The organism is Pseudomonas sp. RC2C2 (assembly GCF_018390435.1).
Taxonomy (GTDB): domain Bacteria; phylum Pseudomonadota; class Gammaproteobacteria; order Pseudomonadales; family Pseudomonadaceae; genus Aquipseudomonas; species Aquipseudomonas donghuensis.
Window position 1 is genome coordinate 1,494,614 of the sequence record NZ_JAHBAX010000001.1, and the last position, 23,707, is coordinate 1,518,320.

Genomic DNA, 23,707 nt, shown 5'->3' on the forward strand with positions numbered 1-23,707 from the left:
GGATGGCCTCTTTAATTTGGCTAATCACGGGAATATCGGAACACTTGCTGACTGAGCATAATTAGGTCAGCCTCAAGACACTGATATGCCAATGATCCCGGAGCATGCCGCTGGGGACAACTGGATATTTCTGCCGCTATCGATGACTTTTACGAATGAATTACCGCCACCTCACGCCGTCCATGTCATTGCTGCTGGCTTTCGAAGCCGCTGCCCGGCATGAAAGCTACACCCGCGCCGCCACCGAGCTGTCACTGACCCAGAGCGCGGTGAGCCGCCAGGTGCAGGCGCTGGAGCAGCAACTGGGCCTGACCCTGTTCCGCCGTGAAGGCCGTCAGGTACGCCTGACCGATGTCGGCAGGCTGTATCAGCGGGAAATGAGCGAAGCCCTCGGGCGGATTCGCAGCGCCACCTTGCAGGCCATGGCGTACCAGTCCGGCAAAGGCAGCCTGCGCCTGGCGACCCTGCCGACCTTCGGCTCCAAGTGGCTGCTGCCACGCCTGCATGAGTTCTACAAGCTGCACCCGGGCATGCTGGTACACATCAATTCACGCATCGAAGCCATCGATTTTGAAACCAGCGGCATCGACGCCGCCATCGTCGTCGGCAATGCCGACCTGCCGGGGCTGGTCTGTCATCGCCTGCATGCCGAAGAGTTACTGGTGATCCTCTCGCCGGACACCGCCGCCAGCCAGGCCGACTGGTCACCGGCACACCTGCGCGAGCAGTTGCTGCTCAACGTGGCCAACAACCCCAACGCCTGGGGCGAATGGTTTTCCCACCATGGCCTGGCGCACCGCAGCATGCGCCTGGGGCCCAGCTTCGAGCTGACTTCGCACCTGATCCAGGCGGTGCGCGCCGGCATCGGCATCGGCCTGGTGCCGCGCATCCTGGTGACCGACGAGCTGGCCAGCGGTGAACTGGTCAGCGTCGGTGCACCCTTTGCCAGCCAGCGCAGCTACTACCTGATCTACCCGCCACGCAACCAGTCGCTGCCGTCGCTGACGGCGTTTCGCGGCTGGTTGCTGGGGCAAATCTGAGGCCCAGGCTCAGATGCTCAGGCAGATCTTGCCGAAGTGCTGGTTGCTTTCCTGGTAGCGGAAGGCCTCGACGATCTGCTCCAGGTCGAAGGTCTTGTCCACCACCGGACGCAGGCCATTGGCATCAATGGCGCGAACCATCGCCTGCTGCTGCGCCCGGCTGCCGACCAGCACACCTTGCAGGCGAATCTGCCGCACCAGGGCCTGGACCAGCGGCAGGTTGCCCGCCACGCCGGTGAGGATGCCGATCAGCGACACATGCCCGCCAATACGCGCAGCGATCATTGACTGCTCAAGGGTCGCCGGGCCGCCCACCTCGATCACATGATCAACGCCGCGGTTGGCGGTGAGCTGGCGCACCTTCTCGCCCCAGGCCGGGGTGCTGCGGTAGTTGATCAGGTGGTCGGCACCGAGGGCCTTGAGGCGCTCGAGCTTCTCGTCGCTGGAGGACGTGGCGATCACCGTGGCACCGGCCAGCTTGGCGAATTGCAGAGCGAAAATCGACACGCCACCGGTACCTTGCACCAGCACGGTATCGCCTGGCTTGAGCGAGTCATCGGCCATCAGTGCGCGCCAGGCGGTGAGGCCGGCGGTGGTCAGGGTCGCCGCTTCGGCGTGGCTGTAGCCCTTGGGCGCATGGGTAAAAGAGGTAGCGCGGGCAGTCACCTGTTCGCGGGCGTAACCATCGATGCCGTCGCCCGGGACCGTGGCGAAACCTTCGACCAGCGGCTGGCCGTCCAGCCAGTCAGGGAAGAACGTGCTGACCACCGCATCGCCCACGGCAAACTCGCTCACGCCAGCACCCACCGCGGTCACCACACCGGCGCCGTCGGCCATGGGAATACGCGGCGCAGCCGGCCCCCACATGCCACTGACCACGGCGAAGTCGTGATAGTTGAGCGAGTTGGCGTGCAGGCGCACGCTGATTTCGCCGGCTTGCGGCGCCGCAGCCTCACGGGTGCCGACCTGCACCTTGTCGTAACCACCGCCGGTCTGGACGATAATGGCCCTGCTGGTCATGGAAACCTCCTGAGTCGATAGACAAATAGCTGACCAGTCTTTGCCTGCCCCTGCCCCAGGTCAAGCACCAGCGCTTGCATAGTTCGCCAGCAAACCACAATAATGCGACTAATTATCAATTACTCGATATTGCCCCACCATGCCCGCTCCCGATCATGCTGCCCTGCACGCGCTCTACAGCGAACATAATGGTTGGTTGAAGAACTGGCTGCGTGCTCGCCTGGGCAATGCCAGCGATGCCGCCGACCTTGCCCAGGACACCTTTATCCGGGTTTTGAACGCGCGCAATGCCGACACTATTCGCGAGCCGCGCAGCTACCTGGGTGCCATTGCCCATGCGTTGATGATCGACAAGTTTCGCCGCAAGGCGCTTGAACAGGCGTACCTGGACGCACTGGCGCTGCGCCCGGAGCGGGTCGCCGAATCGCCGGAAAGCCGCTTGCTGATCCTCGAAACCTTGCTGGCCGTGGACCAGATGCTCGATGGTCTGGGCGAGCGTACGCGCACTATCTTCCTCACCGTACAGCTCGAAGGCCTGAGCTATGTGGCCACTGCCGAGCGCCTGGGGGTGTCGGTGACCACGGTGAAGAAGCACCTGATCCGCGCCATGACCCACTGCCTGCTGCTGACGGACGACTGACATGGCCCAGCCGCTGGACGCTCGCACCCTCGAAGCTGCCGCCACTTGGTACGTGCAGCTCAACGCCGCACCGCCCAGCGCTGCCCAGGTGCAGGCCTGGCAGGATTGGTTGGGCAAGAGCCAGGCCCATGCCCAGGCCTGGGCGCGGGTAGAAAAGCTGCAGCGCCAGCTGGGGCGACTGCCCGCCGATGTCGCCCTGCCGACCCTGGCCGGCGTGCGCGCCCGGCGTCGCGCCGTGCTCAAGACCCTGGCGCTGCTGATGGCCGTCGGTGCAACGGGATGGGCCGTACGGGAAAGTACTCCGGGCCAGGCCTGGATGGCCGAGCTGCGCACCGGCAAGGGTCAGCGCCGCCAGGTACGCCTCGACGATGGCAGCCAGCTCGAACTCAATACCGACAGCGCGGTGGATATCCGCTACGACGGCCAGCAACGCCTGCTGCGCCTGTACAGCGGCGAAATCATGGTGCAGACCGCCCGTGATAGCGCGGCTCGCCCGTTCATTGTCGAAACGGCCGAAGGCCGGGTGCGCGCCCTCGGTACGCGCTTCAACGTCCGTAGCGACAATGGCCTGAGCCGGGTCAGCGTGCTGGAGCATGCGGTTGAAGTGCGTCCGCTCGACCAGCCGCTGTTGATGCTGCGCCTGGAGGCCGGGCAAAGCGTCAGCTTCGACCGCAAGCAGATTGCCGCCGCCCATAATGCCCTGCCCGGCACGGGTGCCTGGACCCAGGGCATGCTGACCGTGATCGAATGGCGCCTGGAGGACTTCATCAGCGAACTGCGCCGTTACCGTCCCGGCGTGCTGCGCTGCGCCGAAAGCGTCGCCGACGTGCGCCTGTCCGGCGCCTTTCGTATCGACGACACCGACACCATCCTGGAAAACCTCGGCGTGTCGTTGCCGGTCAAGGTGCGTTACCTGACCCGCTACTGGGTCAGCATTGAAGCTGTCTGAAGAAATTTCGCACAAAGGGTTGCCGATTTTCATTCTCATTCGGCTACGCAAGTAAAGCGGCACATTTCGACCGCCCCTCTGCCCAGCCAATCGAAGGAAATCCTGCATGACCCCGACTTGTCCGCGCGCCCCTCGCCCGCTGGTTCGCGCTGTCCACCTGGCGCTGTTCGGCCTGACCCTGGCGCCGCTGCCGTTGCTCGCGCTGCTGCCCGGCAAGGCCATGGCGCAGAGCGCCAGCACCCAGTTCCAAATCGCCCCGGGCCCGCTGGGCACCGCCCTGAGCCTGTTCGCCACCCGCGCCAACATCACCCTGTCGTTCGATGCCCGGCAGACCCAGGGCCAGCAGTCGGCCGGCCTGCAAGGCGACTACTCGGTGGAAGAAGGCCTGGCGCGTCTGCTCAGCGGCACCGGTCTGCAGGCTCAGCGCCAATCCAACGGCGGCTACGTGCTGGTGCCGGCCAGCAGTGGCGCGGTAATGGAACTGGGCGCCACCAGCATCAATGCCCAAGGCCTGGGTGAGACCACCGAGGGCACCCATTCCTACACCACGGCGGCAACCCGCACCGCGACCAAGCTGCCGCTGTCGATCCGCGAAACGCCACAAACCATCACCGTGGTTACCCGCCAACAGATGGATGACCAGGGTGCCCAGAGTATTTCCGATGTGTTGCGCAATACCCCCGGCGTGTCGGCGCAAACCTATGACAGCGACCGTACCGAGTTCTCCAGCCGTGGCCTGGTGATCACCAACTACCAGTACGACGGCGTCAACACCGTGTATGACGGCGTGTATGGCGAAGGCACCGCGCATGTCGACATGGCCATCTATGACCGAGTGGAAGTGCTCAAGGGCGCGACCGGTCTGATGACCGGCTCCGGCGACCCGTCGGCCACGGTCAACCTGATTCGCAAAAAACCTACCGCGCAGTTCCAGAGTTCGCTCACCGGCAGTGCCGGCAGCTGGGACAACTACCGTGGCGAAGTCGATGTCTCCGGCCCGATCAACAGCAGCGCCAGCGTGCGTGGGCGCTTCGTCAGCGCGCAACAGGACAAGAAGGGCTACCAGGACCACTACCAGCAAAGCAAAGAGGTGTACTACGGCATCCTCGAGGCCGACATCACCCCCGACACCCTGCTGACCGTCGGCATCGACCAGCAGACCACCACCCCGCGCGGCAGCTCATGGACCGGTAACCCGGTGTACTACACCGACGGCGGCCGCACCGACTTCTCCCGCTCGTTCAACCCGGGCGCCGACTGGAGCCGCCGCGACTTCCAGAACCGCACCTACTTCGCCTCGCTGGAACAGGCGCTGGCCAATGACTGGTCGCTCAAGCTGACGGTCAACCAGTTGCAAAGCGACCACGACACTCGCCTGGCCTCGGCCAGCGGTGGCGCGCCGGATCGCAATGGTGATGGCATGTCGTTCTTCTGGGGGCGTTGGGAAGGTCATCGGGTACAGAACAGCGCCGACCTCAACCTCTCCGGCCCGTTCACCCTGTTCGGTCGCCAGCATGACCTGGTCGTCGGCCTGGACACCAACCATTCCCGCCAGACCGGCGCGACCTGGGACACCAGTGAGTTTGCCATGGTGCCAGGCAGCATCTTTGACTGGGACGGTCACATTGCGGTGCCGGCGTTCCCGAAAAACGGCAAGTACGAGCAAAACAAGAGCCAGAACGGCGCCTACCTCGCCACCCGCCTGCACCCGAGCGACGACCTGTCGGTGATCCTCGGCACCCGGGTCAGTACCTTCAAGTACAGCGACCAATATGACTATGACGGCCTCAACCCGACCTTCCAGAACAACCAGTCCGGCTACAAGCAACACGGCGTGGTCACCCCATACGCCGGCATTGTCTACGACCTCGACGACACCTACTCGGTGTACGCCAGCTACACCTCGATCTATCAGCCACAGAGCAACAAGGACAGCAACGGCGCCACCCTCGACCCGGTCGAAGGCGACAGCTACGAAACCGGTCTGAAGGCGGCCTACTTCGACGGCAAGCTCAACGCCAGCCTGGCGCTGTTTCGCATCGAGCAGGACAACGTCGCCGAGTCGATCGGCACCAACCCTGCGACCAACGAAGGCATTTACAAGGCTACCAGCGGCGCCACCACTCAAGGCATCGAACTGGAAGTTGCCGGTCAACTGCAGGAAGGCTGGAACCTCTCGGCCGGTTACACCTACGCGCGCTCACGCGATGCCGACGAGCAACACATCTATGGCTTCCCGATGAGCACCAGCAAGCCTGAGCACCTGGTGCGGCTGTTCACTACCTATCGCCTGCCTGGGGTGCTGGACAAAGTGACCGTCGGGGGTGGGGTCAACTGGCAGAGCGCGTTCTACGGCAAGATCTACAATCGCTCGGTGAACGACTACACCTTCATCAAGCAAGGCGGCTACACCCTGGTCGACCTGATGACCCGTTACCAGTACAACGAGCAACTGAGCTTCACGGTCAATGCCAACAACGTGTTCGACAAGCGCTACCTGACCGGGCTGGGTAACTACGACACCACCTACTACGGCGATCCGCGCAATGTGATGCTGACGACGCGCTGGGAGTTCTGAGTAAGGTGTGAGGGCCTCATCGCTGGCAAGCCAGCTCCCACAAGGACCACGTGCAGCCCACCTGTGGAAGCCGGCCTTGCCAGCTATTGGTCGAGCATCCTCTGCAACGCTCGACAATCCGCCGCATGCCAGTCGGCCAGCTGCGGCCAGGGATTGTCCGGCAGGTTGACCAGAATCGTCCGCGCCCCCGCCGCCCGACCGCAATCCAGGTCAAAGCGATAATCGCCGACCATGATCATCTCGGTCGGCGCCACGTCCCAGGCTTTGGCCAGCTTCAACAAGCCACCCGGGTGCGGCTTGGGCGGGGCTTCATCACGGCCGACGATGTGCTCGACGGCAAAGCAGTCGGCCAGGCCGATCGCTTTCAGGGTGATGTGCGCCAGTTCACGGGCGTTACGGGTCAGAATGCCCAGTTGGCAACCGCGCGCCGCCAGATCGCGAACCAGCTCCACAGCGCCGGTGGCCGGGCGCGAACCGATCGCCAGCTCACGCTCATGCTCCAGCAGCCAGGCATGCTTGGCCGCGGCCTCGGCGGCCGGCAAAGCGGCCAGGTGGGTAAGGATGTCGTGCGTCTGCGGAATCTCCAGCGCCTCCTTGATCGCCGCAAAATCGTGCACGGCGACAGTCAGGGTGCCGTCCATGTCGAACACCCAGTGGCGAATCTGCTGCAGGCTCATTGCCAATCCTTGCGATGTCGAATCAGGCCTTCCTGGCACGACGACGCCACCAGTTGCCCGGCCTGGTTGTAGATGTTGCCGCGGGCAAAACCACGGGCATTGCCGGCCCATGGGCTGTCCATGGCATACAGCAGCCACTGGTCGGCACGCAGGTTACCGTGGAACCACAACGCGTGGTCGAGGCTGGCGATCTGCATGTCTTTCTGCCACACCGATTTACCGTGGGGCAGCAGCGAGGTGGTCAGCAGGCCAAAATCTGACGCGTAAGCAAGCATGTACTTGTGCAGCGCCGGCACGTCCGGCAGGTTGCCATCGGCGCGGAACCAGACGTACTTCACCGGCTCGCCCGGCTTGGGGTTGAACGGATCCTCGGCGGTCACCGGGCGCATTTCGATCGGCTTGGCGCAGAGCATCTTGTCGCGGATCGCCTCAGGCAGGCGATCGGCCATGCGCTTGGCCAGTTCGACTTCCGACGGCAGGTTCTCCGGGCCGACCACCTTGGGCATCTGGCTCTGGTGCTCGAAGCCTTCTTCGTCGTACTGGAACGAGGCGCTGCAGGTGAAGATGGTCTGGCCCTTCTGGATCGCGGTCACCCGCCGGGTGCTGAAACTGCCGCCATCGCGCACACGGTCGACCGAATAGACCACCGGCATGCTGGCATCGCCCGGGCGCAGGAAGTAACCGTGCAACGAATGCACATGCCGCGCCTCCTCGACCGTCTGGCTGGCCGCCGACAGCGACTGGCCCAGCACCTGGCCGCCGTACAGCTGGCGGAAACCCAGGTCCTGGCTTCGCCCGCGGAACAGGTTTTCCTCGATCGATTCCAGGCTCAACAGGTCAACCAGATCGTCCAACACGTGGCTCATTCAAGATTCTCCAAGGCAATGCGCAACTGCAGCAAATAATACAGGGTTTGTCATTGCCGGCCTGTATGTTGTGCAATTCAGCCGCGCAGGGTGGCCTGCCACTGGGCGCGGTCGATGCGGTACAGCACGTGGGGGCGCAAGGGGTGGCCTGGCTCAAGTTTCGGGTGCTCGAAGCTGCCGGCCAGATCCTGCTGCATGCCGATGGCCTGCATGACTTTCTGCGACGCCAGGTTGCTTTGCGAGGTGAACGACACCACCTGCTCCAGGCCCAATTGCGCGAACGCGCAGCGCAGGCTGGTCCAGGCCGCTTCGCTGGCAAAGCCCAGCCCCCAGTGGCGTCGGGCCAGGCGCCAACCGATCTCCACGGCCGGGGCGAAGTCGGCATCAAAACTCACATTGAGCAGGCCGGTCATGCCGATGAAAGCGCCGGTGTCCTTGCGCTCCAGAGCCCACAGGCCATAGCCGTACTCATTGAAGTGACCACGAATACGGCCGATCAGCGCGGCGCTCTCCAACCGGGTCAACGGCGCAGGAAAATAGCGCATGACCATAGGGTCGGCGCACATGGCAGCAAATTCGGCGAGATCGTCATCCTGCCATTGGCGCAATTGCAGCCGTGCGCTTTCCAGTTGCAATATCGGGGTCATGCTCGGCTCCTTATCCACAGCCTGCAGTTTACAGCGTAGGCTGTTCATTGACTGCTGGCGTCCCGGTGCGGGTAGCACAACAAGGCAAGGAGCTGGCAAGATCAACGCTTGCTCTGACCAAGACCCCGCCATGCCCCTGCCGCTGATCTACCACGACGACTACAGCCCGGCGTTTCCTGCCGAACACCGTTTTCCGATGGACAAGTTCCGCCTGTTGCGCGATCACCTGGTCGCCAGTGGCCTGACCACGGATGCAGCGTTGCTACGCCCAGAAATCTGCCCCGACGACATCCTTGCCCTGGCCCATGACCGTGCCTACATCGAGCGCTACATGCACGGCGAGCTGTCGCGCGAAGACCAGCGCCGCCTCGGCCTGCCCTGGAGCGAAGCCCTGGCACGGCGTACCGTGCGCGCGGTGGGCGGCTCGCTGCTGGCCGCCGAGCAGGCGCTGGAGCACGGCATCGCCTGCCACCTGGCCGGCGGTACCCATCACGCCCATTACGATCACCCGGCCGGTTTCTGCATCTTCAATGACCTGGCGGTGATCAGCCATTACCTGCTTGAAGCCGGGCGGGTACACAAAGTGCTGATCTTCGATTGCGACGTGCACCAGGGCGACGGTACCGCGCGCATCCTCCATAACACCCCGGACGCCATTACCGTGTCACTGCATTGCGAGCAGAACTTCCCGGCGCGCAAGGCCGAAAGCGACTGGGACATTCCGCTGCCCCGCGGCATGGGTGACCAGGCTTACCTGAAGGTGGTCGATGACGCGCTCAATTACCTGCTGCCGCTATACCGCCCGGACCTGGTGCTGTACGACGCCGGGGTCGATGTGCACAAGGATGATGCTCTCGGCTACCTGCAACTCACCGACGAAGGCGTCGCGGCGCGCGACGAAAGCGTGCTGCGCCACTGCCTGGGGCGTGACATTCCGGTAGTCGGGGTGATTGGCGGAGGTTACAGCAAAGACCGCGAGGCCCTCGCCCGCCGTCATGGGATACTGCACCACAGCGCCAGCCGCGTGCTGGGTTACTCACAATGACTGTGGAACCGCCTGTGGATAACCTGCTGGAAACCCCCTCAACGCCTTTAACCACCTGGCCTTGAGCCTGCTGTTCATTTTTTGATCAGTGTTTCCGGGCGCCTCGCTAAGGTAGAATGCCGGCTCTTTTTCCCAGCTTGCAGCCGACCATGACCGACACCCGCGCCACCGACCGCCCACACGTTGCCATTATCGGAGGCGGGCCGGCCGGGCTGATGGCCGCCGAAGTGCTGAGCCAGGCCGGAGTCGCCGTCGAGTTGTACGACGCCATGCCCTCGGTGGGCCGCAAGTTCCTCCTGGCCGGGGTCGGTGGCATGAACATCACCCATTCCGAGCCTTACCCGGCGTTTATCTCCCGCTATGCCGAGCGCGCCGGCGAAGTCGCCCACCTGCTCGAAGGCTTCGATGCCGATGTGCTGCGCCAGTGGATTCACGACCTGGGTATCGAAACCTTTGTCGGCAGTTCCGGCCGGGTGTTCCCCCGCGACATGAAAGCCGCACCGTTGCTGCGCGCCTGGCTCAAGCGCCTGCGTGACGCCGGGGTAGTTATCCACACCCGCCATCGCTGGTTGGGCTGGAACACCGAGGGCGCCTTGCGGATCGCTTATCCACAGGGTGAACTGGCACTCAAGCCGGCCGCCACCGTGCTCGCGCTGGGCGGCGGCAGTTGGGCGCGGCTGGGTTCCGATGCCGCCTGGCTGCCCTGGCTACAGGCGCAGGGCGTGCAGATTACGCCCTTGCAGGCGGCCAACAGCGGCTTCGAGGTCGAGGGCTGGAGCGCAGTGCTCAAGGACAAGTTTGCCGGCGCGCCGCTGAAGAACATCGCCCTGAGCCTTGATGGCCAGCCCCCGCGCCTGGGTGAGTGCGTGCTCACCGCCCAAGGCCTGGAAGGCAGCCTGGTGTATGCCTGGTCGGCGCAGATCCGCGAAGCGATCAACCGCGATGGTAGCGCCAGGGTGCTGATCGACCTGCTGCCCAACCGGCCTGTGGATAAAATCCAGCAGGCCCTGGCCAAACCGCGAGGTTCCCGCTCGATGGCCAAGCATCTGCACAGTCAGCTTGGCCTGGACGGGGTCAAGGCGGCGCTGCTGCGCGAGCAGACCGATCAACAGACCTTTGCCGACCCGGCGTTGCTGGCGCAGGCGATCAAGGCCTTGCCGGTCACCCTGGTGCGCCCTCGCCCGCTGGATGAAGCGATCAGCAGTGCCGGTGGGGTGACCTTCGAAGCGCTGGATCAGCGCTTGATGCTCAAGCAACTGCCTGGGGTGTTCTGTGCCGGCGAGATGCTCGACTGGGAAGCGCCGACCGGCGGCTATCTGCTGACGGCCTGTTTTGCCAGTGGGCGCAAGGCCGGGCTGGGCTTGCTGGACTGGCTCAAGGCTTAAGGGAAGGCTTCGCCTTCCATCGCCGGCAAGTCCGGCTCCCACAGGTTATCGCTGCCCTCTGTAGGAGCGGGCTTGACCCGCGATGGCGTACTCAAGGCTTGCGCTTGCGCGGCCCGGTGTTGAAGGTCGGCACCTTGCGCACCGGCTTGGCCTGCGGCGCCGCTGCCGGCGCTTCTGCGCTGTCCAGCCAACGCCCGAGGCTGCGTTTGCTGCTGTTTTCCTTGGGCTTCTTCGGCTTTTTCGGCTTCTTCAGCACCTGGCCATTGGCATCGGTCATCGGCACTTTGTGGTCCGGAATGAAATCCGGCTCTTCATGGCGCGGCAAGGTCTTGCGGGTCAGGGTTTCAATCGCCGACAGCAGTTGAACCTCGTCGGCACACACCAGCGAAATCGCCTCACCACTGTTGCCCTTGCGCCCGGTACGACCGATGCGGTGAATGTAATCCTCGGCCACGATCGGCAGGTCGAAGTTGACCACCAGCGGCAAGTCGTCGATATCCAGCCCACGTGCTGCCACGTCGGTGGCAACCAGGATCTGGATCTCGCGGGCCTTGAAGCTGTCCAGGGCTCGCTGGCGAGTGGCCTGGGGCTTGTCGCCGTGAATACCGTCGGCGTTGACGCCCTGGCCACGCAGGCGCTCGACCAGTTGATCAACGCCATTGCGAGTCTTGGCGAACACCAGCACCTGCTTCCAGCGCTGCTTGCGCATCAGGTGGCTGAACAGCTCCGGTTTGCGCTTCTTGTCCACCGGCACGATCCACTGCTTGACGGTGCTGGCGGTGACGTTGCGCGGGCTGACTTCAATGCTCAACGGGTCATTGAGGGTCTGCGCGGCCAGTTGGCGGATCTCATCGGAGAACGTCGCCGAGAACAACAGGGTTTGCCGACGTGCCGGCAAGGCGGCGTATACCGCGCGCAGCTCTTCGGCAAAGCCCAGATCGAGCATGCGGTCGGCTTCATCGAGCACCAGCGCCTGCAACTGATTGAACTTCACCGCGTTCTGGCGAAACAGGTCGAGCAGCCGGCCCGGGGTGGCCACCAGCAAGTCGATACCCTTGCGCAGCTTCATCATCTGCGGGTTGATGCTGACGCCGCCATACACCGCATAGGTGCTCAGCGGCAGGTGCTCGGCGTATTCGCGAATGTTGGCGTGCACCTGTTCGGCCAGCTCGCGGGTCGGCACCAGCACCAGGGCGCGCACCGAATTGCTGGCAACCTTGGCCCCTTCCAGGGTCAGGCGCTGCAGCAGCGGCAGGGCAAAACCTGCGGTCTTGCCAGTGCCGGTCTGGGCGGCGGCCATCAGGTCGCGACCGGCCAGCACGGCAGGGATGGCCTGGGCCTGGACCGGCGTCGGGGTGTTGTAGCTCAGGCGCTCGAGCGCGCGCAGCAAGGGTTCGATCAGGCCGAGTTTGGCGAAAGTCATGGCAATACCGTGTGGGGAATTCAGCAATGGCGGCAGTTTACCCTGTTCGCGCCCGGCGCGTGGCTTCGTCGGCTTTAACCCGGCTGCTCGAAGCGGACCTTGACCAGGCGATCAAGCCCTTCCCCAAGGAAGAACGAGAAAGGCCTGCCACTCTGGTATGCATAACTGCCACAGGCATCTAACACCGAAGGTTCGCGCCTGATGAAGTAGGAATACGGGCTATACCTGATGGTACCGAGCGAGCCGAACTCGAACACCAGGCGATCGGCCTGGGCTCTTTCCTGTACCGCCTCGGGCCGCAGGATACGCACTCGCATACCGCCCATTTCCAGACGTTCAAGCAGGTTGCGATCATCGAGAAACAGCTGTGCAGGCGCCTGGAGCTGCTCACCACCGGGGGTGCGCAGTTTCATTTCACCCCGCAGGTCCGCGCCACTGACATCGAATTCGGTCACTTCAAAGGGCAAGGCCGCAAGCAGCCTGGCATTGGCTTCGCAGATCATCTCGGCCTGCAGGCGCTGATCAACTGGCGGGCCCTCGATGCGCCGCAGACGCACATCGGTCCCTGGCAAAAAACTGAACTGCAAGGTCAGGCTCACTTCACCCTGCGCAACGATGTCTTTTGACGCAGGACCAAAATCATAAACGCCCAAGCCCAACTGCCTGGCCTGGCGCATGTCGACCACCAGCCGGCCACTGAGCAGGGCCGTCTCTCGAGCCGGCTCGAAGGACTCGAAAAGCGCCCGCAGATCCTGACGCTGCCTGGCATTCAGGGCATCGTCAGCAAAACGTACCTGCAGCGCTCGCGTGCTGTCGGGGTCGAGTACCAGTTCGATCTGTTGCGAATCGATCTGCAGCTCCGCCAGGGCTTGTTGCAAAGCTTGCAGGTAACGCGGATCAATTTCGTCAGTACTGTTTTCACGGGTGACCGACTCCTGGAAATACAGGGTCATGAAGGTCTTCCTGTCGTCGCGAAGCATGACTATGCACACCGCTATCAGCGCCATGTAGCCAACGATCTTCACTGCCTCCTTGGCAAAACGTCCTTTCATTTACAGAGTTCACCTTCCATGTCGCCAACGGGTTTGGCTTTTTCCACTGCCGGTCGGCGCCACTGCGGCACACCGATCAACACCACGGCGCCAATGATAACCGCCATTGCCACGCATTCCTCGTAACCGATCTGTTCACCGGCAAAAACAATACCCAGTAACACCGCCACCGCCGGGTTGACATAGGCATAGCTGGTGGCAGCGGCCGGGCGCACGTGCTTGAGCAGGTACATATAGGCGCTGAAGGCCAGGATCGAGCCAAAGAACACCAGGTAGGCCAGCGCGCCCCAACCGGCCGCGGTGGGCATCTGGGTCATGCGTTCGCCGCTCAACACGCTGCCGAGCAGCAGGACCACGCCGCCGACGAGCATTTCTGCGGCACTGGCCATCGGCCCCTGGGGCAACGGCAGGCTTTTGCTCCATACCGAGCCAAAGGCCCAGGAGGCGGCGGCAAACAGGATCAGCGCGGCACCGACAGGACTGGCCTGCAGGTTGGAGCCCAGGTTGAGCAAGGCGATGCCAACCAGGCCGAGGACGATCCCGGCCCATTCCAGGCGGGTGTTGCGATGGCCCCAGAGCAGGCCGAACATCAAGGTGAACAGCGGCACCGTAGCCACTGCCAGCGCCGCCACACCAGAGGCCACGCCCGCATGTTCGGCCAGGGTCACGCCGCCGTTGCCGCAACTGAGCAGCAAGACGCCGATGACACCCGCCGCCCGCCATTGCGGCCAGGTCGGTGCCGGCACCCCGCGCCAGCGCAAAAAGCCATAGAGCAAGGAACCGGCGATGACAAATCGCACCCCGGCCATCAGCAACGGCGGCCAGGACTCGACGCCGATGCGAATCACCAGGTAGGTCGAGCCCCAGACCAGGTACAAGGCGAGAAAGGCGCCAATCAAAACTAACGGGAAGCGACGGGAGGCAGGCATGGGGGGCTCGAATTATCGTTGTCGGGCAGTTAGTTTAGAAAGGCGGCACGCTAAACATAAGTTACAAAACCTGTTTAAACCAACCGTACACTTTTGAAACAACGGTTCTTGTGGCCTTGCGCCTTGGAATCGACGACAAGCCTCTGGAAGCCCATGGACAAGTACGATCGCATGCTCCTCAGCGCCCTGCTGGACAACGGCCGCGCCTCCTTCGCCGAGCTCGCGCGCAAGGTCAATCTCTCCGCCCCGGCGGTGGCTGAACGGGTGGCCAAGCTTGAGGCCAGCGGGGTGATTACCGGCTATCAGGCCAAGGTCGACCTGGAGAAGATCGGCCTGCAGATCCAGTGCGTGATCGAGCTGCGCCTGGCCAGCCATGGCAACCAGCAGACCTTTGAGGAGCTCACGCAGATCCCGCAACTGACCGAGTGCCACCGGGTGACCGGCGACCCCTGCGTGATCATGCAGGCGGCCGTGGCCTCGATGCCGGAGCTGGAGGAACTGATCAACCGCATCGCCCAGTTCGGCTTCAGCAAGACCTCGATCATTCTCTCCAGCGCCGTGGAGCGGCGCCTGCCGCTGGGCCACCTGGAGCCCAACGGCAAGAAGGCCTAGCGATAGTTTTTCAGCGCTTCGCCGATCTTCGCCGCGGGGACTTTCTGCAGGCTGCAGAACAACTGGTGGGAGACACCGTTGACGCCCTGCTGGCGCAATTGCCCGGCCAGGTGCTGGGCCAGGTTGGCGGCCATTTCAGCATCGGCCATGGCCCGGTGCGCGGTACCGGTATCAGGCAGGCCGGCCCAACGGGTCAGGGTGCCCAATTTGTGGTTAGGCGCCGAGGGCATCAGGCGTCGCGCCAGCAACATCGAGCAGGCGAACCGCTGGCTGCGGCTACGGCCGATCTGCGACAGCTCGTAGTCCCAGAACTTCTGGTCGAACGAGGCGTTGTGGGCGAGCATCGGCGTATCGCCGACGAACTCGGCTACCTCGTTCATCACCCGGGCAATCGGCGGCGCACTGCGCAGCATGGCGGTGGTGATGCCGGTCAAGCCGGCGACAAACGCCGGTACCGGCACCCCGGCATTCATCAGGCTTTGATAGCGCTCGACGATGCGCCCGCGCTCCAGCATGACCACCGCCACCTCCGTGGCCCGGCAACCGGCACCGGGTGAAATGCCGGTGGTTTCAAAGTCGATGACAGCGATACGTTCCAAAACGACAACCTCAGAAATCTTAATGCTTGAGCAGCAGGCTGCCCTCGATGGGCACATAACGGCTGGCAGCGCGAATCAGTGAATTGGCGGTCAGCCCCGGTACGCCATAGGCGACGGCCTGAATGCCGTGACGGCTGATGACCCGCTCGAGCAGCAGGTCGAAATCACCATCACCGGAGGCCAGCACCACCTCGTCGACCCGCGCGGCGGCGTCGATCACATCAAGGGTGATGCCCACGTCCCAGTCGCCCTTGGCCGAGCCGTCGCTGCGCTGGATATAGGGTTTGAGTTTGACCGTGAAACCGAGGTTGCGCAGGATCTGCTGAAACTGCTGTTGCTTGCTGTCGCCGCGGTCGATCGCGTAGGCCACCGCTTCGACGATCTGCCCGTGCTGGCTGATGTCGGCCCACAGCGCCGCATAGTTGAAGTGGCAACCGTAGGCCTGGCGCACGGTGTAGTAGAGGTTTTGCACATCGGCGAATACCGCGATCTTCTTCACCGCTTTTCCTCATGGCGCACAGCGCTGTTGCCGGCCGCCGCACACCGGGGCCGTTTCGGCGCCCAGTATGCCAGCCTGCGGGCCATGCGGGTAAGCGCGGTCAGACGAAGCTGTCGTCGTCGCCGCCGTAGTCGCTGTCCATGAAGCCGCCCTGGTCATTGCCGTAGCTGCCGTTGTCGGCGGTCAGGCGCTGCTCGTCATTGCTGCCCCAGCCACTGGTGTCGCTGGCCGGCGCCGGTTCTTCCTTGATTACTTCGACCACCTCTTCAGGCTGTGAGTGATGGTTGAACAGGCTGCTGATGCCTTGCGCCAGCATCACCCCGCCCGCCACACCGGCAGCGGTTTGCAGTGCGCCACCGAGGAAGCTGCTGGCCCCACTGCGGGCGGGAGCCTGGGCCGGTGCGGCGTTGAAGCCCTGCTGTTGCGCTGGCGGGTTGAATGACGGGCGCGACGGTTCGCGCCAACCGCCGCCACTGACTGGCGGGTTGGCCGGGGCCTGGCTCTGCAGCGGCTGTGGATCACGGGTGCCGCTGCCGAAGATACTCGACAAAAAGCCGCCACTGCTGCTCGGTGCGGTGGCTGCAACCTGGGCCTTGGCCTGCTTCAGCTCGGCCTGCAGTTGCTGGTTCTGTTCGTCCAGGCGCTTGAGCGCCGCTTCCTGCACCAGGATCGCCTGAGCCATGTAGTAAGGCGCCGCCGGTTGCTGCTGCAGGTGTTCGGCAATGCGTGCCTGGGCCTGGGCATCGCGTGGCACGGCCGGGTCCTCGGCTTGCTTGAGTCGACCGAACAGGCCGTCGATCAGGGTTTGTTCTTCACTGTTCATGGGCAACCTCACTGCAAAACCGGAAAAATCGAGTACAGGTAAAATGGGGTGCCAGGACGATAGATTCAACACAAGCCGGGATTAAACTTTCTTCAGGTTGGCCAGCGCCTGGGCTAAAGTGACGCCCTGCTTTTCTTCAATGCGATATCGACCGATGAATCCGCTTAGTGTTCTGCGCGACTCCGTGTATTTCTTCCGCCGCCACCTGCTGAGCATTGCCCAGCTGTGCCTGCCGCTGGTGGTGCTCGAAGCGCTGTGCACCCAGCTGCTGAACCAGCAACTGGGCGAGGATGCCTCTCCAGGCTACGGCATGCTGGTCAGCCTGCTGTTCTACCCGTTGTACAGCGCCGCGCTGATCCTCTACCTCGACACCCGCAGCAACGGCTACACCCCGCTCAAGCGCAACCTGCTGGCCATGGCCTTGCGCCTGTGGCCGTCATTCGCCCTGATGGTGATGCTCAGCTCGCTGCTGATCATGGCCGGCGCCGCGCTGTTCATCATTCCCGGCATCTGGGTGATGATCCACCTGGTGTTTGCCGAATACGCCCTGGTGCTGCGTGGCCTGCCACCGATCGAAGCCATGCGTACCAGCTTTCAGATGACCACCGGCAACTTCTGGCGCATCTTCAGCTGCATCCTCGGCGTGCTGGCACCGCTGTGGCTGATCGACGGCCTGAGCATGATGCTGGTGCCCGAGCCTTCGCCGCTGGCGCAACTGGCCCTCGACAGTGCCAACGGCTTCCTGCAGCTGTTCAGCACCGTGGTGATGTTCCGCCTGTACATGCTGGTCAGCGAACCGATTGCAGAGCCACCGGTATCCTGACTGGTTAGCGGACGAACGGCTCGGGTATGCTTGGCAGTGACCTGCCAAGCCAAGCCGAGCCGATGACCCGACTACTGCGCAACGCACTGCTGACCCTGCTTGTTCTGTTCGCCCTGCTGTGGCTGCTGGCCACGCAGTTGAGCTGGCAACCCGAGCCGCGCGAAACCCTGCCGGTTAGCTGTCGCGCCAGCAATGCAGCGCTGGTGCCGGGCCAGGTGCTCAAGGTGATGACCTGGAACGTGCAGTACCTGGCCGGCAAACGCTACGTGTTCTGGTACGACCAGGGCCGTGGCGAAGACACCCGCCCTACCGCCGAAGACCTCGCCTTCAACCTCGATGAAGTGGCACGGGTGATCCGCGCCGAACAGCCGGACATCGTCCTGCTCCAGGAGCTGGACAACAACGCCAAGGCCAGCGACTACCAGGACCAGCTGGCACTGCTGCGCGAGCGTCTGGTGGATATCTATCCGTGCGCGGTGCAGGCCTACGACTGGAAAGCCGATTTCGTCCCCGACTGGCATATTTTCGGCAGCGTCGGCCGCAGCCTGGCGACCCTCAGCCGCTACCCGATCAAGCAGGCCGAACGCGTGCAATTGCCGGTCGCCGCCGGCAACGCCCTGCAGCGCTTGCTGCAACCTCAGCAAGCCATCCTTGCCAGCTACCTGCCACTGCGCGACGGCGGCCAGTTAGCGGTACTCAACACCCGCCTCGCCCCCTTCGAGGCGGGCAGCGATATCCAGCGCCAGCAGGTGCAACAGCTAACGCGACTGCTCGACAAGCTCGAAAGCCAGGGCACCCCCTGGTTGATCGGCGGCGACTTCAACCTGCTGCCGCTCGGCCAGTACCGGCGCCTGCCGGCCGAACTGCGCGGTCAGTACAGCGCCGACAGCGATTTGCACCTGCTCTGGGACAAGTACCCGATGATCCCCAGCAATGCCGAAGCCAGCGGCGCCGACCGCGCGGCCTGGCTGACCCACTACCCCAACGACCCTAATCTGCAGGGGCCGGACCGCACCCTCGATTATTTGTTGCACAGCCCGAAGCTGCAGCGTTTGGAGGCACGGGTGATTCAGCAGGACACCCTGGAGATCTCCGATCACCTGCCGGTGACGGCGCGCTTGTTGTTGCCTGCGCAACCGTAATTATTTGCGTGGCTTGGCCCGCGCGGTAGCCTCGGCGACCAAAGGGTCATCCGGCCAATAGTGCTTGGGGTAGCGCCCCTTCAGATCCTTCTTCACCTCGGCGTAGGTGCTGCGCCAGAAGTTGGCCAAATCCTGGGTCACCTGCACCGGCCGCCGCGCGGGCGACAGCAGGTGCAGCAAGACCTGTTGCCGTCCCTGGGCAATACGTGGGGTTTCGGCCAGGCCGAACAGCTCCTGCAGGCGCACAGCGAGGATCGGCGGGGTTTCGCTGTAGTCCAGGCGGATGTTCGAACCCGATGGCACACTCAGGTGCACCGGCGCCCATTCATCCAGGCGCTGGGGCAGCGGCCAGGGTAGCAGGTTGCGCAGGATCGACGAGAGGTCGAGCTGGGCGAAATGGCTCAGGCGGGTGACCTTGCCCAGGTAGGGCTGCAGCCAGTCGCCAAGGCTGGCCAGCAGTGCGGCATCGCTCAGGTCCGGCCATTGGCTCTCACCCTGGGTTGCCAGGTCGAGCTGGCGCAACAGCGCCACGCGCGCCTGCCACTGGCGCAGCTCGGGGGTCCACGACAGCAGCTCCAGGCCTTTGCGCCGCACCAGTTCCAGCAGCGCGCGGGCGCGGGCGTCTTCATCCAGGCCGGTCAGCGGCTCTCGGCTGAGCACCAGCTCACCGACCTTGCGTTGACGTTCGGCACGCAACACGTTTTCGCGTTCGTCCCAGTCGAGGATATCCAGGCTGCGCACCTGTTCGGCCAGGACCCCGTCGAACAACGCCGGGTCGAAATCGGCGGCCAGATAAATGCGCTCCTCGCGCTGGCCCTGACGGCTACCCAGGTCGGCGATCACCAGCCACGGATGTTTCATCAAGGCATCGGCTTCGCCGAACAGCGCGGCACGGCCGTTGGCCAGGCGATATTCAGCACCGCCGGCACGCCGCTGTTGGGCAACCCGGTCCGGGTAGGCCAGCGCCAGCAAGGCACCCAGCCAGCGCGAATGGTCAGGGTCGGCTACAGCTGAAGTGGCTTTGCCACGTAAATAGCCACGGTACTGACGGGCCAGTTGCCGGGCGCGCTGCACACCGCCCTGCCCGCCTTTGGCCGCGCGGGTTTCGCCGCTGAGCAGGGCCAGGCGGTTGTGCAGGTCGGCACCGCCGCCACGCAGGATGTCGCGCTCACCGAGCAATGCGGCGACATCACAAGCCCTGTCGACCAGGCCCAGATCCTGGCCGCGCAGCAGCAGGTGGGCGATGCGCGGATGCGCCGGCAATTCGGCCATGGCCTGGCCGTGGATGCTGAGGCTGTCCTGGCTGTCGGCCTTGAACGCGCCCAAGCGCTGCAACAGATCCAGCGCCTGGCCGTAGGCGGCAGCTGGCGGCTGGTCGAGCCAGCGCAGTTGCTCGGGGGCGACGCCCCAGCGCGACAACTGCAAGGCCAGGCCGGCCAAATCGGCCTGGAGGATCTCGGCAGCGCCGTACGCCGCCAATTGCTCATGCTGGGCTTCGGACCACAAGCGGTAGCACACGCCGGGCTCTAGCCGTCCGGCCCGGCCGGCGCGCTGGGTGGCGCTGGCGCGGGAGATACGCTGGGTGTCCAGGCGGGTCATGCCACTACCGGGGTCGAAGCGCGGCACCCGGGCAAGGCCGGCATCGACCACCACCCGCACACCATCGATGGTCAGGCTGGTCTCGGCGATGTTGGTCGCCAGCACCACCTTGCGCAGGCCGGCGGGTGGCGTGTCGATGGCAGCGCGCTGGGCATTGAGGTCAAGCTCGCCGTGCAGTGGGCAGAGCAAGATGTCACGGCGCTCACCGAGGGCGTCCTGCAAGGCCTGATGCACACGGCGAATCTCCGCCTGTCCCGGCAGGAACACCAGCACGCTGCCCGACTCATCAGTGATGGCCTGGAGCACCGTATCGACCACCCGCGGCTCGATGAACTCGCCCGGCTGGAAGGGGCGGCCCCAACGAACATCGACCGGGTACATGCGCCCTTCGCTGCTGACTACCGGGGCGTCGTCGAGCAGGCTCGACAGACGCTCGCCCTCAAGGGTCGCCGACATCAGCAGGATTTTCAGCGGCGGCTCGTCGCGCAGCAACTCACGACCGTTGAGGCTCAGGGCCAGGGCCAGGTCGGCATCGAGGCTGCGCTCGTGAAATTCATCGAAGATCAGCAGGCCCACGCCATCCAGGGCTGGATCGGCCTGCAGCCGACGGGTGAGAATCCCTTCGGTGACCACCTCGATCCGCGTGTTCGGGCCAACCTTGCTGTCCAGGCGAATGCGGTAACCGACCGTTTGCCCGACCTGCTCGCCCAGCTCACTGGCCAGCCGCTCGGCTGCCGCCCGTGCCGCCAGGCGCCGCGGTTCAAGCATGAGGATGCGCTGCCCGGCCAGCCACGGCTCATCGAGCAGCGCCAGCGGTACACGGGTGGTCTTGCCAGCGCCAGGGGGCGCTTCGAGCACTGCTTCGTGGCGCTGGCCCAAGGCCTCGCGCAAGGCCGGCAGTACGGCATCGATCGGTAATGATTTCATGGTGGTCCTCAAACAATCCGCCGAGTATAACGGCGAACCGAGCCCGCCTTATCATGGTCTTAGCTGTAGATACCGGCTCTTTGCCTGTATCGTTGCGGCCTTCATTCCGGAGATTTCCATGCGTATTCCCTCCCGTGTCATTGGCGGCGTCGTGGTCGCCACCCTGCTGACCCAACTGACGGCCTGCGGCACCCTGTTCTTTCCCGATCGGCGCGGCCAGATCGAAGGCAAGATCGACCCGGTGGTCGCCGCCCTCGACGCTATCGGCATCCTCTTCTATGTGATTCCCGGCCTGATCGCCTTTGGCATCGACTTCGCCACCGGCGCCATCTACCTGCCTGGCGGCACCACGGCCCAGGTCGCGCCCGAGAAGCTCAATGAAGCCATCAGTGCCGACGGCAAAGTCGACAACAGCAAGCTGCAGGCTATTCTCGAAAGCGAACTGGGCCAGCGCCTGCCACTCAACGACCCGCGCCTGATCCAGCACAAGGGCAGCGTCGAACAACTGGCCATGTATGGCCTCAAGCCCGCGGCTTGACCTCTGACAGGAAGCCACCTTCGGCATGACTCCCTCGGCTGAACACCAACGCCTGCTGCGCCTGGCCACCCGCGCCTCGCTGGCGGTGGCCAGTATCCTGATCCTGACCAAGGCGGTGGCCTGGTGGCTCAGCGGTTCGGTCAGCCTGCTGGCCGGGCTGACCGATTCGGCCCTCGATGGCGTGGCGTCTTTCCTCAATTTGCTGGCGGTGCACTATGCCCTGCGCCCGGCCGATGACGATCATCGCTACGGCCACGGCAAGGCCGAGGCCATGGCGGGCATGGCCCAGGCGCTGTTCATTGCCGTCAGTGCGGTGCTGATAGGCGTGCAGGCGGTGGAGCGGCTGCAGAATCCACAACCGCTGGCAGAAACCGGCGTTGGCATTGCAGTGATGGTGCTGTCACTGGTGCTGACCATTGCCTTGCTGATGCTGCAGGGCAAGGTAATCCGCATCACCGGCTCAAACGCGGTGCGCGCCGACTCACTGCATTACCGTTCCGACCTGCTGCTCAACGGCAGCATTCTGGTAGCCCTGGTGCTGGCGCGCTTCGGCTGGCCGCAGCTGGATGCGATTTTCGGCCTGGGCATCGCCCTGTACATCCTCTGGAGCGCCCTGCAGATTGGTCGCGAGAGCAGCTCGATCCTGATGGACCAGGAACTGCCCAGTGACATCAGCGAGCAGATGCTGGCGCTGGCCTGCAGTGTGCCCGGGGTGTGTGGCGCCCATGACTTGCGCACGCGGGTATCGGGTAGCCACTGGTTTGTGCAATTGCACCTGGAGTTGCCCGGGGACCTGCCGCTGACCCAGGCCCATGCCTTGTGTGACCAGGCTGCGGCGGCGATCAACAGCCAGTATCCGAAGGCGGAAGTACTGGTGCATGCGGATCCGGTGATGTGAGGCCATTGGCAAGGCTGTGCCTTGCCAGCGATGGGCTGCGCAGCAGCCCCCGGTTCAGTTGACGCTATACCCCCGCCCGCTCAAACATGCACCCTGCGCCCGCCGATAGTTATCGGCCACCTGCGCCGACGGCGCATAACTGGCCGCAGCCGGATCAAAGCCGGTCTGCTGCACCGCCCAGCGATGGCATTCATAATGGTCACGATCAAGCTGCTGAGGGCTCTGGCCCTGAGCCGGGTAAGCGATCACCTCATAACCGGGGCCACTCTGCTGCGGCGCACTGGCCGTCGGTGGATTGACCACCACGTATTCACGGCTGTCCTCCAGGTACTGGTAATACGTACCCGCCGCAAGGAACAACAACGCACTGCCACTCCACACTTCGCGCGCGTAATCGGGCAGGTAGTTGACCCGCACGCCATACGGCGGTGTCACCACCACATAGCGCGGGCCTTGCGGGCGATACCAGTAGCCGCCGGAATAAAAGTAATCATGCCCGCGATAGGGCACTTTCCAGTAGCGCTCGGGGAAGCGCTCGATGGTCTGCCCCGGACGATACTGCGGCCCCGGGCCCCACCCATTGCCATGGCCATCCGGATGCCCGGCGCCACCGGCCTGGTAATAGCGGTTGTCGTTGCGTCGCGGAATGTCCTGGTAGTAGCCGGTACGCGGCGCCTGGGTCTGACGCACTTCATCGGGCCGCGACTGCAACGGTGAAGCCCCCTGCCCTTCGGCCAGTAGCGGCAGATTGACACTCATGCACAACAAACCAACACCCGCCATACGCCAGACGCGCGACTTCATGCTTTTCCTCACGGACCGATAACAAGGGGCCTGGATTACTTTATCAGGCCGTCTGCTACGGGGTATCGGCCGCCAGATGAAATTTGCCAGGCAATAAAAAAGGGAGACCCTGGGGTCTCCCTTTGAGAATTTTGTCCGTGCTCGGCGCTTGTGACACCGGCTCACCTCACGCCGTCTTGTGGACAGTGTGTA

General features: G+C 64.0%; 23 protein-coding genes. 11 read left to right on the forward strand and 12 right to left on the reverse strand.

The features are described 5' to 3' along the window. Window positions 1-155 precede the first annotated feature (155 nt). The gene (locus tag KHO53_RS06870) at window positions 156-1,040 is read left to right on the forward strand and encodes a LysR substrate-binding domain-containing protein (protein ID WP_213570127.1); all 885 of its coding nucleotides are present in this window, start codon (window positions 156-158) and stop codon (window positions 1,038-1,040) included. Window positions 1,041-1,049: 9 nt separating this feature from the next. Here the strand turns inward: KHO53_RS06870 and KHO53_RS06875 are convergent, their stop codons facing one another. After that, window positions 1,050-2,060 (reverse strand): zinc-dependent alcohol dehydrogenase family protein, encoded by a 1,011-nt coding sequence (locus KHO53_RS06875; RefSeq protein ID WP_213570128.1) that lies wholly within the window; start codon window positions 2,058-2,060, stop codon window positions 1,050-1,052. A gap of 139 nt (window positions 2,061-2,199) precedes the next feature. Here KHO53_RS06875 and KHO53_RS06880 point away from each other — a divergent pair, with 139 nt between their 5' ends. The 3 genes from KHO53_RS06880 to KHO53_RS06890 all read left to right on the forward strand — a co-directional run bounded on the left by KHO53_RS06880 (window position 2,200) and on the right by KHO53_RS06890 (window position 6,227). Continuing rightward, the gene (locus KHO53_RS06880; protein ID WP_010222949.1) at window positions 2,200-2,700 is read left to right on the forward strand and encodes a sigma-70 family RNA polymerase sigma factor; all 501 of its coding nucleotides are present in this window, start codon (window positions 2,200-2,202) and stop codon (window positions 2,698-2,700) included. A 1-nt stretch (window position 2,701) separates the two neighbouring features. Further along, entirely contained in the window at window positions 2,702-3,649 is a 948-nt protein-coding gene (locus KHO53_RS06885; protein WP_213570129.1) for a FecR domain-containing protein, read from the forward strand. Window positions 3,650-3,755: 106 nt separating this feature from the next. Then, window positions 3,756-6,227, forward strand: coding sequence for a TonB-dependent siderophore receptor (locus tag KHO53_RS06890; RefSeq protein WP_213570130.1), 2,472 nt, complete (start codon window positions 3,756-3,758; stop codon window positions 6,225-6,227). Between the two features lie 83 nt (window positions 6,228-6,310). Here KHO53_RS06890 and KHO53_RS06895 read toward each other — a convergent pair whose 3' ends face one another. The 3 genes from KHO53_RS06895 to KHO53_RS06905 form a co-directional block, all read right to left on the reverse strand. Further along, on the reverse strand, window positions 6,311-6,904 hold the full coding sequence (locus tag KHO53_RS06895) for an HAD family hydrolase (protein ID WP_010222946.1): 594 nt from the start codon (window positions 6,902-6,904) through the stop codon (window positions 6,311-6,313). Then, window positions 6,901-7,770 carry an acyl-CoA thioesterase II gene (gene tesB, locus KHO53_RS06900; RefSeq protein ID WP_010222945.1) on the reverse strand — a complete coding sequence of 290 codons (870 nt, stop codon included), beginning with the start codon at window positions 7,768-7,770 and terminating at the stop codon, window positions 6,901-6,903. Before tesB ends, KHO53_RS06895 begins: the two co-directional genes overlap by 4 nt. A gap of 77 nt (window positions 7,771-7,847) precedes the next feature. Then, window positions 7,848-8,417: a GNAT family N-acetyltransferase gene (locus KHO53_RS06905; protein WP_010222944.1), complete on the reverse strand. Its 570-nt coding sequence runs from the start codon at window positions 8,415-8,417 to the stop codon at window positions 7,848-7,850. 130 nt (window positions 8,418-8,547) lie between these two features. On the opposite strand from KHO53_RS06905, the gene KHO53_RS06910 reads away from it, so the two are divergent. After that, window positions 8,548-9,462: a histone deacetylase family protein gene (locus KHO53_RS06910; protein WP_010222943.1), complete on the forward strand. Its 915-nt coding sequence runs from the start codon at window positions 8,548-8,550 to the stop codon at window positions 9,460-9,462. Between the two features lie 149 nt (window positions 9,463-9,611). Then, window positions 9,612-10,847 (forward strand): TIGR03862 family flavoprotein, encoded by a 1,236-nt coding sequence (locus tag KHO53_RS06915; RefSeq protein ID WP_100782766.1) that lies wholly within the window; start codon window positions 9,612-9,614, stop codon window positions 10,845-10,847. 91 nt (window positions 10,848-10,938) lie between these two features. On the opposite strand, the gene rhlE1 is transcribed toward KHO53_RS06915, so the two are convergent. The 3 genes from rhlE1 to yedA form a co-directional block, all read right to left on the reverse strand. Then, a complete protein-coding gene (gene rhlE1 / locus KHO53_RS06920) occupies window positions 10,939-12,270 on the reverse strand; it encodes an RNA helicase RhlE1 (RefSeq protein ID WP_010222941.1) in 1,332 nt (443 codons plus the stop codon). A 74-nt stretch (window positions 12,271-12,344) separates the two neighbouring features. Next, window positions 12,345-13,322 carry a hypothetical protein gene (locus KHO53_RS06925; protein ID WP_036996940.1) on the reverse strand — a complete coding sequence of 326 codons (978 nt, stop codon included), beginning with the start codon at window positions 13,320-13,322 and terminating at the stop codon, window positions 12,345-12,347. Then, on the reverse strand, window positions 13,319-14,251 hold the full coding sequence (yedA, locus tag KHO53_RS06930) for a drug/metabolite exporter YedA (RefSeq protein ID WP_010222939.1): 933 nt from the start codon (window positions 14,249-14,251) through the stop codon (window positions 13,319-13,321). The genes KHO53_RS06925 and yedA overlap by 4 nt, the downstream gene beginning before the upstream one ends. A 153-nt stretch (window positions 14,252-14,404) precedes the next feature. Between yedA and KHO53_RS06935 the strand changes: the two genes are divergently transcribed. Beyond that, window positions 14,405-14,863, forward strand: a complete 459-nt coding sequence (locus KHO53_RS06935; protein WP_213570131.1) for an Lrp/AsnC family transcriptional regulator — start codon at window positions 14,405-14,407, stop codon at window positions 14,861-14,863. Here KHO53_RS06935 and KHO53_RS06940 read toward each other — a convergent pair. The 3 genes from KHO53_RS06940 to KHO53_RS06950 form a co-directional block, all read right to left on the reverse strand. Further along, the gene (locus tag KHO53_RS06940) at window positions 14,860-15,462 is read right to left on the reverse strand and encodes a 3'-5' exonuclease (RefSeq protein WP_010222937.1); all 603 of its coding nucleotides are present in this window, start codon (window positions 15,460-15,462) and stop codon (window positions 14,860-14,862) included. The two genes, KHO53_RS06935 and KHO53_RS06940, sit on opposite strands and share 4 nt — an antisense overlap. 19 nt (window positions 15,463-15,481) lie before the next feature. After that, the gene (locus tag KHO53_RS06945) at window positions 15,482-15,961 is read right to left on the reverse strand and encodes a LabA-like NYN domain-containing protein (RefSeq protein WP_036996945.1); all 480 of its coding nucleotides are present in this window, start codon (window positions 15,959-15,961) and stop codon (window positions 15,482-15,484) included. A gap of 100 nt (window positions 15,962-16,061) precedes the next feature. Then, complete coding sequence (locus KHO53_RS06950) at window positions 16,062-16,784, reverse strand: DUF2076 domain-containing protein (protein ID WP_213570132.1); 723 nt, start codon at window positions 16,782-16,784, stop codon at window positions 16,062-16,064. A gap of 154 nt (window positions 16,785-16,938) precedes the next feature. On the opposite strand from KHO53_RS06950, the gene KHO53_RS06955 reads away from it, so the two are divergent. Together KHO53_RS06955 and KHO53_RS06960 are read left to right on the forward strand one after the other, a co-directional pair. Continuing rightward, on the forward strand, window positions 16,939-17,607 hold the full coding sequence (locus KHO53_RS06955; RefSeq protein WP_010222933.1) for a DUF7847 domain-containing protein: 669 nt from the start codon (window positions 16,939-16,941) through the stop codon (window positions 17,605-17,607). A 62-nt stretch (window positions 17,608-17,669) separates the two neighbouring features. Then, the gene (locus KHO53_RS06960) at window positions 17,670-18,749 is read left to right on the forward strand and encodes an endonuclease/exonuclease/phosphatase family protein (protein WP_026001309.1); all 1,080 of its coding nucleotides are present in this window, start codon (window positions 17,670-17,672) and stop codon (window positions 18,747-18,749) included. Here the strand turns inward: KHO53_RS06960 and hrpB are convergent, their stop codons facing one another. Continuing rightward, a complete protein-coding gene (hrpB, locus tag KHO53_RS06965; RefSeq protein WP_213570133.1) occupies window positions 18,750-21,275 on the reverse strand; it encodes an ATP-dependent helicase HrpB in 2,526 nt (841 codons plus the stop codon). A 118-nt stretch (window positions 21,276-21,393) separates the two neighbouring features. Between hrpB and pmcY the strand changes: the two genes are divergently transcribed. After that, complete coding sequence (gene pmcY / locus KHO53_RS06970; protein WP_010222930.1) at window positions 21,394-21,813, forward strand: periplasmic Zn2+ metallochaperone PmcY; 420 nt, start codon at window positions 21,394-21,396, stop codon at window positions 21,811-21,813. A gap of 25 nt (window positions 21,814-21,838) precedes the next feature. Then, the gene (locus tag KHO53_RS06975; RefSeq protein WP_010222929.1) at window positions 21,839-22,711 is read left to right on the forward strand and encodes a cation diffusion facilitator family transporter; all 873 of its coding nucleotides are present in this window, start codon (window positions 21,839-21,841) and stop codon (window positions 22,709-22,711) included. 54 nt (window positions 22,712-22,765) lie between these two features. Here KHO53_RS06975 and KHO53_RS06980 read toward each other — a convergent pair whose 3' ends face one another. Beyond that, window positions 22,766-23,515, reverse strand: a complete 750-nt coding sequence (locus KHO53_RS06980) for a DUF6515 family protein (protein WP_213570134.1) — start codon at window positions 23,513-23,515, stop codon at window positions 22,766-22,768. Window positions 23,516-23,707 lie beyond the last annotated feature (192 nt).

Bases quoted from the DNA above. Each gene is read 5' to 3' on its own strand.
- KHO53_RS06870 (WP_213570127.1), top strand. From the start codon at position 156: ATGAATTACCGCCACCTCACGCCGTCCATGTCATTGCTGCTGGCTTTC.
- KHO53_RS06875 (WP_213570128.1), bottom strand. From the start codon at position 2,060: ATGACCAGCAGGGCCATTATCGTCCAGACCGGCGGTGGTTACGACAAG.
- KHO53_RS06880 (WP_010222949.1), top strand. From the start codon at position 2,200: ATGCCCGCTCCCGATCATGCTGCCCTGCACGCGCTCTACAGCGAACAT.
- KHO53_RS06885 (WP_213570129.1), top strand. From the start codon at position 2,702: ATGGCCCAGCCGCTGGACGCTCGCACCCTCGAAGCTGCCGCCACTTGG.
- KHO53_RS06890 (WP_213570130.1), top strand. From the start codon at position 3,756: ATGACCCCGACTTGTCCGCGCGCCCCTCGCCCGCTGGTTCGCGCTGTC.
- KHO53_RS06895 (WP_010222946.1), bottom strand. From the start codon at position 6,904: ATGAGCCTGCAGCAGATTCGCCACTGGGTGTTCGACATGGACGGCACC.
- tesB (WP_010222945.1), bottom strand. From the start codon at position 7,770: ATGAGCCACGTGTTGGACGATCTGGTTGACCTGTTGAGCCTGGAATCG.
- KHO53_RS06905 (WP_010222944.1), bottom strand. From the start codon at position 8,417: ATGACCCCGATATTGCAACTGGAAAGCGCACGGCTGCAATTGCGCCAA.
- KHO53_RS06910 (WP_010222943.1), top strand. From the start codon at position 8,548: ATGCCCCTGCCGCTGATCTACCACGACGACTACAGCCCGGCGTTTCCT.
- KHO53_RS06915 (WP_100782766.1), top strand. From the start codon at position 9,612: ATGACCGACACCCGCGCCACCGACCGCCCACACGTTGCCATTATCGGA.
- rhlE1 (WP_010222941.1), bottom strand. From the start codon at position 12,270: ATGACTTTCGCCAAACTCGGCCTGATCGAACCCTTGCTGCGCGCGCTC.
- KHO53_RS06925 (WP_036996940.1), bottom strand. From the start codon at position 13,322: ATGAAAGGACGTTTTGCCAAGGAGGCAGTGAAGATCGTTGGCTACATG.
- yedA (WP_010222939.1), bottom strand. From the start codon at position 14,251: ATGCCTGCCTCCCGTCGCTTCCCGTTAGTTTTGATTGGCGCCTTTCTC.
- KHO53_RS06935 (WP_213570131.1), top strand. From the start codon at position 14,405: ATGGACAAGTACGATCGCATGCTCCTCAGCGCCCTGCTGGACAACGGC.
- KHO53_RS06950 (WP_213570132.1), bottom strand. From the start codon at position 16,784: ATGAACAGTGAAGAACAAACCCTGATCGACGGCCTGTTCGGTCGACTC.
- KHO53_RS06955 (WP_010222933.1), top strand. From the start codon at position 16,939: ATGAATCCGCTTAGTGTTCTGCGCGACTCCGTGTATTTCTTCCGCCGC.
- KHO53_RS06960 (WP_026001309.1), top strand. From the start codon at position 17,670: ATGACCCGACTACTGCGCAACGCACTGCTGACCCTGCTTGTTCTGTTC.
- hrpB (WP_213570133.1), bottom strand. From the start codon at position 21,275: ATGAAATCATTACCGATCGATGCCGTACTGCCGGCCTTGCGCGAGGCC.
- pmcY (WP_010222930.1), top strand. From the start codon at position 21,394: ATGCGTATTCCCTCCCGTGTCATTGGCGGCGTCGTGGTCGCCACCCTG.
- KHO53_RS06975 (WP_010222929.1), top strand. From the start codon at position 21,839: ATGACTCCCTCGGCTGAACACCAACGCCTGCTGCGCCTGGCCACCCGC.
- KHO53_RS06980 (WP_213570134.1), bottom strand. From the start codon at position 23,515: ATGAAGTCGCGCGTCTGGCGTATGGCGGGTGTTGGTTTGTTGTGCATG.